At 38.0% G+C, this 14,346-nt stretch carries 14 protein-coding genes; all 14 read right to left on the bottom strand.

Annotated elements, in window-relative coordinates:
• Positions 1-46: 46 nt before the first annotated feature.
• Complete coding sequence (locus tag LY28_RS07005; RefSeq protein WP_110461458.1) at positions 47-844, bottom strand: hypothetical protein; 798 nt, start codon at positions 842-844, stop codon at positions 47-49.
• Positions 845-914: 70 nt separating this feature from the next.
• The gene (locus tag LY28_RS07000; RefSeq protein ID WP_110461457.1) at positions 915-2,636 is read right to left on the bottom strand and encodes an ABC transporter ATP-binding protein; all 1,722 of its coding nucleotides are present in this window, start codon (positions 2,634-2,636) and stop codon (positions 915-917) included.
• On the bottom strand, positions 2,633-4,375 hold the full coding sequence (locus tag LY28_RS06995) for an ABC transporter ATP-binding protein (RefSeq protein ID WP_110461456.1): 1,743 nt from the start codon (positions 4,373-4,375) through the stop codon (positions 2,633-2,635). Before LY28_RS06995 ends, LY28_RS07000 begins: the two co-directional genes overlap by 4 nt.
• A gap of 101 nt (positions 4,376-4,476) precedes the next feature.
• Entirely contained in the window at positions 4,477-5,925 is a 1,449-nt protein-coding gene (gene cls, locus LY28_RS06990) for a cardiolipin synthase (RefSeq protein ID WP_242981175.1), read from the bottom strand.
• Positions 5,926-5,951: 26 nt separating this feature from the next.
• Positions 5,952-6,701 carry a DNA repair protein RecO gene (recO, locus tag LY28_RS06985; protein ID WP_110461454.1) on the bottom strand — a complete coding sequence of 250 codons (750 nt, stop codon included), beginning with the start codon at positions 6,699-6,701 and terminating at the stop codon, positions 5,952-5,954.
• A 104-nt stretch (positions 6,702-6,805) separates the two neighbouring features.
• Positions 6,806-6,940 carry a YqzL family protein gene (locus LY28_RS06980; RefSeq protein WP_110461453.1) on the bottom strand — a complete coding sequence of 45 codons (135 nt, stop codon included), beginning with the start codon at positions 6,938-6,940 and terminating at the stop codon, positions 6,806-6,808.
• Positions 6,941-7,015: 75 nt separating this feature from the next.
• On the bottom strand, positions 7,016-7,903 hold the full coding sequence (gene era / locus LY28_RS06975) for a GTPase Era (protein ID WP_110461452.1): 888 nt from the start codon (positions 7,901-7,903) through the stop codon (positions 7,016-7,018).
• Between the two features lie 40 nt (positions 7,904-7,943).
• On the bottom strand, positions 7,944-8,402 hold the full coding sequence (gene cdd, locus LY28_RS06970; protein ID WP_278302987.1) for a cytidine deaminase: 459 nt from the start codon (positions 8,400-8,402) through the stop codon (positions 7,944-7,946).
• A complete protein-coding gene (locus LY28_RS06965; RefSeq protein WP_110461450.1) occupies positions 8,381-8,758 on the bottom strand; it encodes a diacylglycerol kinase family protein in 378 nt (125 codons plus the stop codon). Before LY28_RS06965 ends, cdd begins: the two co-directional genes overlap by 22 nt.
• A gap of 137 nt (positions 8,759-8,895) precedes the next feature.
• Positions 8,896-9,384, bottom strand: coding sequence for an rRNA maturation RNase YbeY (ybeY, locus tag LY28_RS06960; RefSeq protein WP_110461449.1), 489 nt, complete (start codon positions 9,382-9,384; stop codon positions 8,896-8,898).
• Positions 9,371-11,623, bottom strand: a complete 2,253-nt coding sequence (locus LY28_RS06955) for an HD family phosphohydrolase (RefSeq protein ID WP_110461448.1) — start codon at positions 11,621-11,623, stop codon at positions 9,371-9,373. Before LY28_RS06955 ends, ybeY begins: the two co-directional genes overlap by 14 nt.
• A 52-nt stretch (positions 11,624-11,675) precedes the next feature.
• On the bottom strand, positions 11,676-12,608 hold the full coding sequence (locus tag LY28_RS06950; protein ID WP_479692076.1) for a PhoH family protein: 933 nt from the start codon (positions 12,606-12,608) through the stop codon (positions 11,676-11,678).
• Between the two features lie 54 nt (positions 12,609-12,662).
• Positions 12,663-13,862, bottom strand: a complete 1,200-nt coding sequence (gene yqfD, locus LY28_RS06945) for a sporulation protein YqfD (RefSeq protein ID WP_110461446.1) — start codon at positions 13,860-13,862, stop codon at positions 12,663-12,665.
• A 28-nt stretch (positions 13,863-13,890) separates the two neighbouring features.
• Complete coding sequence (yqfC, locus tag LY28_RS06940; RefSeq protein ID WP_479692075.1) at positions 13,891-14,247, bottom strand: sporulation protein YqfC; 357 nt, start codon at positions 14,245-14,247, stop codon at positions 13,891-13,893.
• Between the last annotated feature and the right edge of the window lie 99 nt (positions 14,248-14,346).

Here is a 14,346-nt window from a genome sequence, read left to right as displayed (position 1 = left end):
TCTGCAAGCCCTGATCAGAATTAAGCTTTTTACTGAATTGCAGGCATTAATTCAAATATTTACCGGGTGCCGGCAGCTTCTCCAATATTTGCTTTTCCAGATTGTCAAGCACCTCATTTGCTATCTTTATATCAACATCTATATCTTTTTTAAATTTCTTTACGGCATCATCATCCTCCAGCATCTTTGCTTCTGAAAAAGGAAACTGCTTTTTCAGACTTTCTATCTCCGAAACAACAGATTCTCTCTTTGATTTAATAGAAAGAACCGTATTCTCCAGATCTGTTTCCGGTAGTTCTTCATTAAGCCCGATATTCCTGTATTCCAGATATACTTTTTTTTGCAGCCTCTTGAGCTTTGCTGTATCACCGTTTTCATAAGCCTTTTTGGCAGCATTCCATATTCTTTTTATATTTTTATCCCTAATATTAATCAGCTCCGGGTGGATACAGCTTGCAATAGAAAAGTACAGCTCCTTCAATTCCTGCATGTTATATGTCTTTATGTCCTCTTCATCACTTAGACTGTGCACACTTTCTATCTCCTTTTTCATATTTCTAAGTACGCTTAAATGCTTTTCAAATTCCTTTTCCAGCTGCCTGTCTATTTGCTCAGTATCAATAGGCATTTTGAATTTAATACAGGTCTGCATCATATCCAGCTTAAGCTTTGCCCTCGCAATGGTCAGCTCCAGCTTGTGCAGCTCGTATCTTGGCTCTCCCAGCTTCAGTACAAATTCATTTTTCAGCAAATAGGACTTATATGTTTTCATATGCTCAATTTCAACCAATGCTTCTGCAAGTAACCTTTTCTGATTTTTATATTCTTCAATAAGTCTATCCATAAAATCACCGCCTAAATTTTTAGAATTTTTTACCGCAGCTTCTCATACTGGCTAGAAGGCTTGAACCGTATTAACTTGTATAAAGCTTTGAATAAAAACCGCCTTTTGCCATAAGCTCTTCATGATTTCCCTGCTCCACAATCTGCCCGTTATTAAGTACCAGTATCAAATCAGCCTCCCTGATAGTAGAAAGTCTATGTGCGATGATAAAGCTTGTTCTCCCTTCCATCATTCTGAGAAAGGCCTTCTGAATATTAAGCTCCGTTCTCGTATCCACACTGCTGGTCGCTTCGTCAAGTATAAGCATAGACGGTATTACCAGCATGACTCTTGCAATAGTAATCAGCTGTCTCTGTCCCTGCGACAGATTTCCTCCGCCTTCGGTAAGCTCAGTATCATAGCCCCTAGGAAGCCTTTTTATAAAATTATGTGCATTTGCATCCTTTGAGGCCTGAATAATTTCTTCAGGCAATGCCTCCGGTTTGCCGTAAGCTATATTCTCTTTGATAGTACCCTTAAACAGCCATGTATCCTGCAATACCATACCAAAAGATTTTCTTAGGCTGTCCTTTGACAGCTTATTAACATCTATGCCGTCAATATATATATTCCCGCTATTTACATCATAGAAACGCATAAGAAGATTGACAAGGGTTGTCTTGCCTGCACCGGTCGGTCCCACAACAGCAATTCTCGAGCCTTTATTTACCTTGAGACTGAAATTCTTTATTAATGGTATTTCAGGAACATATGAAAATGAAATATCATTAAAGCAAACATTTCCCTCTGTATTCTTGAGCTCAATGTCATTTGCACTCTTATCCTCTTCTGTATTGCCGTCCATTATGGAAAAAACTCTTTGTGCTGAAGCTATCGCCGCTTGAAGCTGAGTTGTGACACTCGTAATATTATTTATCGGCTGAGAAAAATATGCGGAATAGGTCAAAAAGCTTGAAATATACCCAATGCTTAAATGACCTGCCAATGAAGCAATTCCGCCCGTCATTCCAAGAAGAACATACGTAATGTTATTAACCAGCCTCGTAGAAGGATTTACAAGTGACGAATAAAACTGTGCCCATCTGCCGCTTCTGTACAAACGATTATTTATTTCTTCAAACTTTTTCCGGGATTGCTCCTCATGGTTAAAGGCTTTTACCACATTCTGGTTTCCTATAATTTCTTCTATAAACCCGTTTAATTCACCATTGAGATTAGATTGTTCTTTAAACATTTTTGACGATTTTCCTGTTATAAACGAAGCTATTATAAATGTCACAGGTGTCATAACAATTACAATGAGCGTTATTGCAGGATTTAAAATAAACATAAAGACCAGTGAACCGGCTATTGAAATAATGCCTGTTACAAATTGTGTAACAGATTGAAAAATGCCTTCTGATATATTTTCTATATCAGCAGTCAGTCTGGCCATTATATCTCCGTGAGAATTTGTATCGAAGAATTTTAACGGCATTTTTGTAACATGCTCAAAGGCATCTTTTCGAAGCTCCTCTACAGTTTTATTCGACAGTTTGCTTGTAAAAACCTGCAAGCTCCATTGAAAAATTGCACTAATCAGATAAAGTGCCATAATAATGAAAACGTAATACCTTACCCGTTCAAAATCCACCTTCCCCTTGTCTGCTATATTGTCCACGCCCCTTCCTATTATAAAGGGCCCGACAACCATAAGGATATTGCTGAAAGCAGCGCATATCAATGCACCCAAAACATACAGCCTATTCCTCATTATATATTTCAGGAGGCGTTTTATATTTTTGTTTTTCATTTTCGCTCCTCCTTTGCTTCATCCTGTGAATTATATATTTCCTGATATACAGGGCAGCTTTCAAGCAGATAATCATTTTTACCCTTACCCACTATTTCACCATCATCAAGAACTATTATCAAATCAGCATTTTTGATAGTGGCAACTCTCTGTGTAACCATAATTACGGTTTTTCCCCTTAAGCTTTCAGAAAGCATTTTTCGCAGTGCCGCATCGGTAGCATAGTCCAATGCACTTGTACTGTCATCTAGAATCAATATCTCAGAATTCTTAGCAATAGCGCGGGCGATTGACAGCCTTTGCTTCTGTCCTCCCGAAAGATTTCCTCCGCCTTGTGACAAAATCGATTTAAAGCCTTCCTCTTTTTTAACTATAAACTCATAAGCTTGGGCAATCCTTGCTGCGGTTTCAATTTCTTCCTGAGCTGCATTCTCATTTCCCCATCTTAAATTTTCCTCAATCGTTCCTGAAAACAATACGGATTTTTGAGGTACCAAGCCTACCTTATTTCGTAATTCCGTCTGTTTATATGCCTTTACATTCTTTCCGCCTACATATACAGAGCCTTCCGTCGTATCATAAAAGCGAGCTATCAGATTTATCAGCGTTGATTTGCCTGAGCCTGTTGAGCCTATGATCCCAACCATTTGGCCCCGTTTTATCTCCAAGGAGATATTTTTCAGAGCATATTCCGAGGATTCATCATATGAGAAATTTACATTTCTGAATTCTATTACCGGTGCAGACTCCTTTAAGGAATGACTGCCCTCCGTAATATCCGGATTGTCTGTAACTGATGCTTCCAGCTCAAGTATTTCATTTACCCTGTTGGCCGAAGCAGCCGCCTTTGTAAAGGTTACAACCAGATTTGCAAAAACAATAAGAGCGGACAATATCATATTTACATAATTGATATATGCTATGACCTCTCCCTGCGTCATGCTTCCCTCGTATACCTGTATTCCTCCGAACCAAAGTATTGCAGCAATTCCCATATTTATAATTACCGATGTGGCAGGATTTAATAATGCGGATACACGTCCCACACTTATTGAAGCCTCAGCATACTCCTTGTTCCTCCTGACAAAACGTGCCTTTTCCCTGTCAAGTCTGGCAAAGGCACGTATAACCCTGACTCCTGATAAGTTCTCTCTGATAATAACAGTAAGGATATCCAGCTTTTTTTGTACATCTTTATAAAGCGGAACCGTTCTTGACATTATAAAATAAATAAACAAAACAAATACAGGCATTATCACCAGCAATATTAAGGAAAGCCTCGGATTTATAATCATGGCCATTATTAAACCGCCGATGCAAAGAAACGGAACTCTTACAACAAGCCTTATAAGCATTGCAACCGCAAACTGCAGCTGATTTACGTCACTTGTTATTCTATTTATCAAGGAAGGCGTACCTATCTTATCTATCTCATTTAATGAAAAGCTTTGAACCTTTTTAAAAAGCAGGTTTCTCATTGTGGTTCCAAAACCTTGGGATGCTATGGCTGCATAATACTGGCAAACAAAGGCCGAGCATGCGCCTGTTACAGCCGTTGCCACCATTACTCCGCCCATCATATAAATATAAGACGGATTATTTGCTCTTACCCCATTATCAATCAATTTAGCCATCATTAAGGGTATCAGTACTTCCAATATTGCTTCAAACAGCTTGAAAGCAGGTCCCAGAGTGACTTGCTTCAAATATGGCTTCAAATATTTTACCAGCTTGAACAAATACAAAAACCTCCTAATTTTCATTCTTCACTATTATGCCATAGAATAGTATAGCAAAAAAAACATGTAATGTGATATGTTTTAATAAAACTAATTGTCTTTTACAAAATAGGAGACAGGAGTCTGAAAATACTTTCCTGTATTTTTTGAAAAATGCTTCTGCTTTGGTATTTTTCCCTTGTCAATAATGTACAGCTATTCAGATCTTCTTTAAAAATTTCCGCACATCTTTGTGATATTTCTTTTCCATACATAAAAGCATTAATCTCAAAATTCAAGGAAAAGCTTCTTATATCAATATTTGCCGTACCAATAGAACAGCAGGAATCATCAATCACCAGCATTTTAGAATGTAAAAATCCCTGATACAAATATACCTTTATGCCATAATCAATCACATCTGCCACAAAAGACATTGTTGCCTTGTAGACATAAGGCTTGTCAGGAACGGCAGGTATCTGTATTATCACTTCCACACCTGATAAGGCAGCATTTTGAATGCTTTCTAAAAAAGAGCTGTCGGGTACAAAGTAAGGCGTTTGTATAAATATTTTTTTCTTTGCAGAATTAACCAGCTTGAGCATACAACGCTTAATTTCTTCATTCCTTGTGTCAGGGCCGCTCGAGACTATCTGAATCCCAATGCCGCCCTTGTCCAGCTGGTTAACGGGCATAAAATATTTCTCGGTATCCTCAAAATAAATATCCTTCTTTGAGGCATATAGCCAGTCTTCAAAAAATTTCAGCTGTAAGCTGTGAACACTGCTGCCTGTAATTTTCAGGTGAGTGTCTCTCCAAGGTGATATTTTTTTATTCAGTCCCAAATATTCGTCCCCTATATTAATTCCTCCGATATATCCTATTTTCCCGTCTATAACCGCAACCTTGCGATGATTTCTGAAGTTAGCCCTTAAATAATTGCTTATTGTATTAGACAGGAAACAAAGTACTTCTCCTCCGTTGTCTATAATAGGCTTATATATCTTCAAGGGAGCAAGCAGCTTTGACCCGTGATCAAACAAGACTCTTATTTCCAGCCCTTCCTTTGCTTTTTGAGCTAGCGCGCCTATTATTTTTTTCCCTATGTTATCATTTTGAATTATAAAATACAATATATGAATGGAGGACCTTGCAGAATATATATCTTCCAGAAGCTGCCGGTATTTTTCTTCCGCACTTGTAAAAACAGTAACCTTGTTATCATTCGTATAAGTGCTTTGAGAAGAATTGACATTCAATTTTATTATTTGCTTTGTTTCCAAGTCAAATTTTTCGTCGAACTTACTTTCGTCATAAATGGCAAAATCCAGAGTTTTATGCAATTCCCGGCAATACTTTCTGCTTTTGTCGCAATTTATAAGAAATTTTTTCTTTTTGATATGATATGCCCTTCCGAATATTAAATACAGTACAAAGCCTGCCACAGGCAAAAGAGACAGAGTAAGAACCCAGCTCAAGGCATGTACAGGTTTTTTCCTTTCAAAGAAAACAGCAGCAATTATGAATATAATATTTATAATTATTATTAATATTGAAATAACGGTGTACATGCGCATCCTTTATTAAGCTGAAAGCTCTACTTTAAGTTTAAGTATTTCAAATAATCCAGCTTATTATACTCCTTGCCTAAATGCTCCTTTATATAGCTTTTAGAAATTATATACAGCTCTTTTATTGACTCCTCTGAAAGTGAAAAGCTATACAGCTTTTGAGGATTTATACACATTATGTATTTTAAAGCCTTTACGGTTCCGGGCAGCAGTGAGACAACCCTTCCGTTCTTATTAACACATTCGGAACAGACCAGCCCCGAGCTGTCCAAATCAAAAAACATTTTTTTATCTTCAGTCTTATTACAGCTGACACAGCTGATAACATGAGGCTCATATCCCAGCAAGGCCATAAGGCGAAGCTCGAAAACCCTGGTTATAAGATCCAGCGAACGGCTTGTCTTTGCTATAACGTACAGCGTATTCAACAGAAGCTGAAGAATTTCTTCTGAAGGCTCCCCTTCCTGTACATTATCCGCCGCAAGCTCAAGAATATGGGAACAATATGTCAGCTTTACAATATCATTCCTGATTTCATAATTAGGCTCGATAACCTCACAGCTCGACATGTTATACAGCTCCTTGCCCTTAAAAAGCATATAACTGCTGTAACAGAGCAGCTGAGTCCCCGAGCTCAAGGAATTCTTCGCTCGTCTGGCATTCTTAGCCGCTATGGATATCTTACCCTCCTCTGCGGTCAGAACAGTTATTATCTTGTCTGCCTCACCGGTATTTACTTCCTTTAAAACTATTCCCCTATAATTCAAATATGCCATCCTGACCACCATTCAAATATGTAAAAACACATGCTCATTGCACAAAATAAGAAAACTTGGCTTGCGCCAGCTGAGCAAAGCAAAAGCCAAGTTACACAATTCAACTAAATTTTTACCTCTTCCGAAACGACATCCTCTGCTTTTTCCGTTTTGTACTTTTCCTCAATTTCCTTCATTAGTACATAAGAATCAACACTACCAGTTGATTTGAAAACATTCCAGATAAAATCCACCAGCATAAATGTCAGCTCCCTCTAATTTAAATTTACTTAAATTTATTTTTCCTCAAATAGCTAAAGATATACAAGCATAATTTAGTTTTTATATCCCAGGCTTTTCAGCATACTGTCATTGTTTCTCCAGTCAGGCTTTATTTTTACCCAAAGCTCCAGAAATACCTTTGTATCCAACAGCCTTTCTATTTCAAACCTTGCCGCGCTTCCTATCTTCTTGAGCATGGCTCCCTGCTTTCCAATAATTATTCCCTTGTGAGAATTTTTTTCACAGAAAATAGTGGCTTGTATGCTAATCAGGCCGTCTTTTCTTTCTTTGAAGGACATAATTTCAACACCTACTCCGTGAGGAACTTCGTCATCAAGATTCAGCAGCAGCTTCTCTCTTATCATCTCGGCAGCAATTACCTTTTCAGGCTGGTCAGTCAAGGTGTCCTCCGGGAAAAGCTTTTCCCCTTCAGGGATATACTTCAGCGCCTCCTTGAAAATAATATCCAATCCGTCCTTTTTCAGTGCCGAAACAGGAATGACAGCCTTGAAATCCATCAATTCACTGTATCCCGCTATTATAGAAAGCAGCTTTTCCTTGTCAACTATATCTACCTTGTTCAAAATCAGAAACACAGGGGTTTTTGTCTGCTTTAGCTGTTCAGCAATACTGATATCAATACTTTCAAGCCGTGCTGAGGCATCAGCCAGAAAAAAAATCAGGTCTACCTCTTTCATTGTTGAAGCTGCCGCATTTACCATGAATTCGCCTAATTTAGTTTTTGGCCTGTGAATACCCGGTGTGTCAATAAGAACAAGCTGGCATTCGTCATTTGTAATTACAGCTCTTATAGTGTTCCTTGTTGTTTGCGGCTTATTTGACATTATTGCTATTTTCTCACCTGTCAAGGCATTCAAAAGAGTAGACTTTCCTACATTTGGCCTGCCTATGACCGATATAAATCCAGTTTTGTATGCCATATATATTTATTCCTCCATAAATTCTTTAGTATGTTTATATTTAAAAGCTTCTGAACGCATTAGGCAGCATATCGCCAAAACGAATAGTTCTGTAGTCTCCGTTTTTATTCGAGCATAAAAGCTCCATATCATCCTGTGCAAATTCAGCCATTACCTGCCTGCAAATACCGCATGGATAAATATAAGCCTCATCATCACTGGCAATTGCTATTTTTTCGATATCTATTTTACCTTCCTCGGAAACCGCCTTCCATACAGCTGTCCTCTCCGCGCAGTTAGTTGCACCGTAAGAAGCTATTTCTACATTACAGCCTGTATAAATATTTCCGGTTTTGGTAAGGAGCGCCGCTCCTACTCTGAACTTGGAATATGGGGCATATGCCTTTTCCAATGCCTTTTTTGCATACTCAATAAGTTGCTGATCACTCATACAGTTTCTCCTTTGTTCATTATCAGACCAGACTTCCGCCGTAAGCCTTAACCCGCTAAGACCGCCAATTTCGTTATGAGCTTTTCGCCCAGAATAACAGCACCTATTATAATGCTGAAAAACGCTGAAACAAAAACCGCACCGGCCGAGACATCCTTTATTATCTTGGCTTTGGGATGATACACATCGACTATGAAATCAACCACTACCTCCATAGCTGTGTTTATAAGTTCAAAGCATACAACAACCGCTATTGTAAGACATAGTATTGCCAGCTCTGTCCTGCTGACATGCAGCCATATTGCAATAATAAACACCAGAATACCCGCAGCCAGATGAACCTTCATATTTCTTTCTTTCAATACAGTGTATAAAACACCTCGGAAAGCATTTATAAAGCTCTCAATAAGATTTTTATTTTTCATATACCCTCCACGCCCGTTTCCGGCGCAATAGTCAATTACTATCGGCTAAACAAACGATATAATCGTCCGCTATAATCGTCCGATAGCTTGGGTTTTGAGGCTGCCCTTTTGCTGCATCAATACTTTTCAAGCTGCTTCTATGTTTGCCTGGTTAAGCCTATTTCCTCCAGAACCGCCTCCTGCTTAACAAGCATAACCTTTTCTTCAGCCTCTTCCATATGATCATAGCCTAACAGGTGAAAGCAGGAGTGGGCTGTTAAAAATGCCATTTCCCGCTCAAAGCTGTGTTCATATTCCATTGCCTGCCTTTTTGCGGTCTCAGCCGAAATAATAATATCTCCCAGCATTAGAACATCAAATTCTATATCATAGTCTCCTGCATCAGAAATTAATTCTCCGTTTAAAAATTCCGCCATGGGAAAGGACAGGACATCAGTAGATTTGTCTATATTTCTGTGCTCCTTGTTTATAAGCCTTATTTCCTCATCGTCAACAATCAGCACGCTGACTTCATAGTCCTTGTGAAGCTTCTCCGCTTTCATGCATAAATCAATTACCTTCTTAATGATTATATTAATATTGTCATGAATTGATACCTTATCCTGTTCATTTTCAATTATTATCAACCTTTGCTCCTCCGTCCTTCTTTCCTTCCTCAAAAATAGTTCCGTTATTTTGAGCCTGTCCTATATTATACTCTCCCTTTGCCTCAATAAAAACATCTTTTTTTAACAGCTCCCTTATTTCAGGGTATTGCTCACGTGCATGGAAGTAACCGCTCAAAACCTTCATAAAGGAATTCGCTATGGTGTCCAAATCAGCCAATGTCAGCGGACATCTGTTCAGCTGTCCGTCATCAAGCTTGTCCTTAATAATCTTTCTGATTAATGCCTCTATTTTTTCTTCTGTTTTATTGCTCATGGATCTGACTGCAGCTTCAACCGAATCAGACAGCATAACGATTGCAGCCTCCCTTGTCTGAGGCTTTGGCCCCTCATATCTGTAGTCCTCCTGCTTAACTTCATCACCCGACTCCGACTTTTTTGCCTTGTAATAAAAATATGCCACAAGCGTTGTTCCATGATGCTGCTTTATTATGTCCTTAATTACAGGAGGCAGCTTGTATTTTGCGGCTATTTCAGCGCCATCGACAGTATGTGCCTTAATCACAACAGTGCTTACATTTGGTGCCATTCTCTCATGCGGATTTTCAGACAATTGATTTTCACTAAAAAAATCAGGTCTTTTAAGCTTTCCGACATCATGGAAATAGGCTCCGGCTCTGGCAAGAAGCGCATTGCCTCCTAAATCCTCAGTTGCCACCTCCGCAAGGTTTCCAACCATCAAGCTGTGATGATATGTGCCGGGTGCCTCCATAAGCAGCCTTTTAAGCAAAGGGTGATTGGGGTTTGATATTTCCAGCAATTTTAACGGAGTTACTATACCAAACGCACTTTCCAGAAACGGAAGCAATCCTATGGTAAGTATCATGGAAACTATTCCGTTAAGGAATACTGCCGCACTTTCTTTAAGAATGGTGGCAGCGTCGCTTTTTTCTATAAAATTGATAAAAACTATAAAAACGGCATTGATTAAGCCAAGCAAAACTCCGTTCATTGACAATCTGCTGCGCTGATGTGCTTTTGTAACCAGAAATGCCGATATTGCACCGCAAACCAACCCCATATATAAAAACTTATAATCGCCTTTTAGCATTAATGATATGCAAACTGTCAGAACACAGTTAATAACTACTGCAAGTTCAAAGTTAAGAAGTATTGATATAAGCATTGTTCCCACAAAAATAGGAATAATAAGACCTCCATAGAAAGGAAACAAATATCTGGCTAAAACAAGCATAATTATAACTATCAGACATAACAAAAATAATTCTTTTCTGCTTTTGTATATTTTTTTATTATATTTTCTCAAGAATACGGCAGCTATCCCTGTAAGGAAAAGCAACGTAACAAAAATCCCCAGCGAAAACAGATAGTCATACCTTTCCTTGGTTTCCAAGAGGTTAAGCTCTTCAAGAATCTTCAGCTTGTCCATTGTAACTATGTCTCCGAAGCTGATTACCCTAGATCCCTTTTTAATTTTAACAATATTAGCCTCATTATTATATGCGTCCTGCCTTTTTTTCTCGGTAGCCTCATTGTCAATTACTTGATTAGGCCTTAATATACTCCCGGCAAGCTGTCCGCCTATGTCTTTAAGCTCATCGCTTATACCCTGTTCATTATTATAGCTGTTACGCAAATTCTGTATATGTATGTCAAGATTGCTCTGTGTAATCACCTCAGACATAGACTGCGAAATAAGCTGCTTGGTCAGAACTTCAAAAGCTTCTGTCTCACTGTCTGACACCCTTGAGACAAGATAAGCTGTTTGCTCCTCCGATAATTGAACGGAAAGTTCCTTTAACTTATTTGCAAGGCTCTCCTGTGCCGCTTCCTCAGCTTCCTTTAAATATTGATTGTAGTTTTTGCTGCCCGGTGACAGGCCAAGCTCCTTCATTTTCTTTTCAACACTTAATCTGGCAGTTGATACCGCCTTAAAAAAATCATCCTTTTTATAGATAACCTGTATAAAAGCTTGTGTATCTTCCTTATATACCTGTTCAACATTATCTCTGGCTGAAATTCTGTTTTCTTCGGTCAGGACCTCATTAACCACTTCTCTGGGTGCAACTATATCATTGGTTGACACATCACCCGCATTAAGCTTGTATCTCGTTGGTTGAGCCCCTGTTTCAATTATAATAAAAGCAATCAGAACTGTAACAATTACCATAAAAAAACGTTGAACTGTAAAGTTCTTTGTAATCTTGCTCAGCTTATTGCTTTTTTTAGTTTTTTTCATTAGTTACCTCCCAGCAAAAATAAATAAACCTATGCTTCTTATATGGTTAAATTTACCTGCTATCCTGCATGTTTTCCTTTGAAGAAATTTTTTCATAAGCAACTATAATCTTTTGAACCAATTCATGCCGCACGACATCCTTTTGAGAAAGATAACAAAATTCAATTCCGTCTATATCCTTCAAAATTTGAGTTACCTCCTTCAGGCCTGACCTTTTGTCTCCCGGCAAATCAATCTGGGTGATATCTCCGGTTATAACAGCCTTTGAATTAAATCCTATTCTTGTCAGAAACATTTTCATCTGCTCAGGTGTTGTATTCTGCGCCTCATCAAGAATGATGAAGGAATTGTCCAGAGTTCTCCCTCTCATGTAAGCCAGCGGAGCTATCTCTATCATCCCTCTTTCAAGATACTTCATATACAAATCCGCGCCCATAATTTCATAAAGCCCGTCATAAAGAGGTCTTAGGTACGGATCAACCTTGTTTTGCAAATCGCCGGGCAAAAAGCCCAGCTTTTCGCCTGCTTCAACGGCAGGTCTTGTAAGAACAATTCTGTCAACTTCTTTATTTCTGAAGGCTGTTACTGCCATAGCAACTGCCAAAAAGGTCTTACCCGTACCGGCAGGACCTATTCCAAAAACTATATCATTCTTTTTCATTGCATCAACATACAGCTTCTGTCCGTGGGTTTTATTTCTAATAGGCTTTCCTTTTGCTGTCAGGCAAACATAATCCGTTAATATCTCATCCGCCTTTTCAATTTGCTTTTCATTTGTAAGGCCAATCAAATACTGCACATTTTGTCTTGTAATAATTTCTCCCTGCTTTGCTATATCTAACAATTTTATCACAATTGTTTCCGCTTTACTGACATTTTCGGCCTCTCCGCTGATTGCAATTGATGTGTCCCTTGTTACAACCTTTACCTTGAAGGCTTCCTCAATAATTTTTATATTTTCATCATAGTTTCCGAAAATATTCATTGCATAATCTATACTGAAAAAATCAATATTTTTTTCTATTTTCTCTGCCAAGTGCTACATTCCTCCTATCTCACGCGTAACCCCAATCTCCTCAATGCATTCAATCACTGCATTAGCTATACTTTCACCGTTATCATTATTGACAAAAGAAATATCCGTCTTAACTATTTCTGCATTTTCAGGCACCTTCTGCTTTGCTAAGGCTGCTGCCTTTTCTGATGCTATCTCCTCTGCTGCTTCAATATCTATTTCATATTTTTCCAAATTATATTCATAATACTGATCTGTAATAATTTCAAAGGGTAAGGCTAAATACTTCCCAATACACAATTGCTTTTTTAATTCTACATGTTCTGAATTATTATATGGATTTTTGCCATGAAATAATTTGAATTTTTTTGTAAATAGAACTATAGAATAATTTTCCTTTTTCATGCCTGTTCTTTTGGTTCTTGTAAGCTTATTTACCACCTTTGCACTGGCTTCATACCAGGTTCTTGCCTTGACGCTTCCCATGGAATGAACCATTAAAGGCTCTGACTCAGGATTTTTTATATTTTCGACTTTTCCCGTAATAAGCAGCTGACCTTTTATAACAGTATCTCCTATTTTAACTGCTTCAAGGCCTTCTTTTGCCACAACGGAACTGATCACACCTTCTTTCAAAGCAACTATGTCACAAGGTATATTTCTGTTTATCAAATCAGGCGGTTTCACTCTCTCATTTACAACCACCTGTATTTTTGTCCCATGAATATAAACGCTGATTCTCGCAAGATCATTCAATTCAAGCATCATGTTGCCGACAACATATTCAGGGTTTATTCTGTATTTCAAAGTTCCCACTTTGACTCCGTTATCACTGAGCTTCTCTATTATCAAGTCTGTCGGTACTCTGCTGTTTCCCGTAACCGATATATCCCATATAAAGGATGATATAACCAAAAAAGCTGTAATACAAATTCCTAATCCAATGACAAAGGGTTTTCTGTTTCTGTATTTATCTAATATAAAAGGGAAGCCCTTTTTCCTAATAATATGTACTCTGCAGCGTGTCTTTCTTGCAATAGGCCTAAGCATTCTAAAGTCTTTAATGCTGATCATCATTTTGACTTTACTGTTTTTATGCCATTTAACATTCCATAGTCTTAACTGCCTGTGGGTACATATATTTATGAACTTTTCCAGAAAATATCCCTCAACAATAATAATAACATATCCTCTGATATAATTCCATAACCTCAAAATTAACATTTTAACCCTCCAGTTAATAAAGACTTGGTTATTTCAAAAATTCCAGTGAAAAGATATTTCCATAAATCATTATGCTTTCAGGAGTAATCTCCTTTATGTAGACATCCTCACCGTTTACCTTTATAATTCCGGAAGTGGTATTAACACGAAGAATATCTTCATCGTATTCAACAATACCCTTATAGTTTTCTATAATAAGGTCACCGTTTCCAAGCATAGTTAGTTTGGGCATATCCAATACTATTTCTTTTGGCAGTTCCAGCATCTCGGTAAATTTTTCTCTCAGCCTTATTTTTGTATCAGGCTTTATATTTTTCTCAAGCTTCTGTTTACTCTTGCTGATTTTTTCGTTTTTTTGTCTCTTTGCGTCTAACCTCCACGCCAAATTTCCGGCATAAAAATATTTGTTGCAAACGTGGAGGTACGCTGATATTAAAGACCTTCCTCCACCTCTATCTGAAGCTTGTAAAGCTGTCTTACTAGT

The sequence above is a fragment of the Ruminiclostridium sufflavum DSM 19573 genome (assembly GCF_003208175.1).
In the GTDB taxonomy this organism is placed as follows: Bacteria; Bacillota; Clostridia; order Acetivibrionales; family DSM-1351; genus Ruminiclostridium; species Ruminiclostridium sufflavum.
Note: the sequence above shows the minus strand (reverse complement) of the source record. Positions and strands in the feature narration are given on the sequence as shown.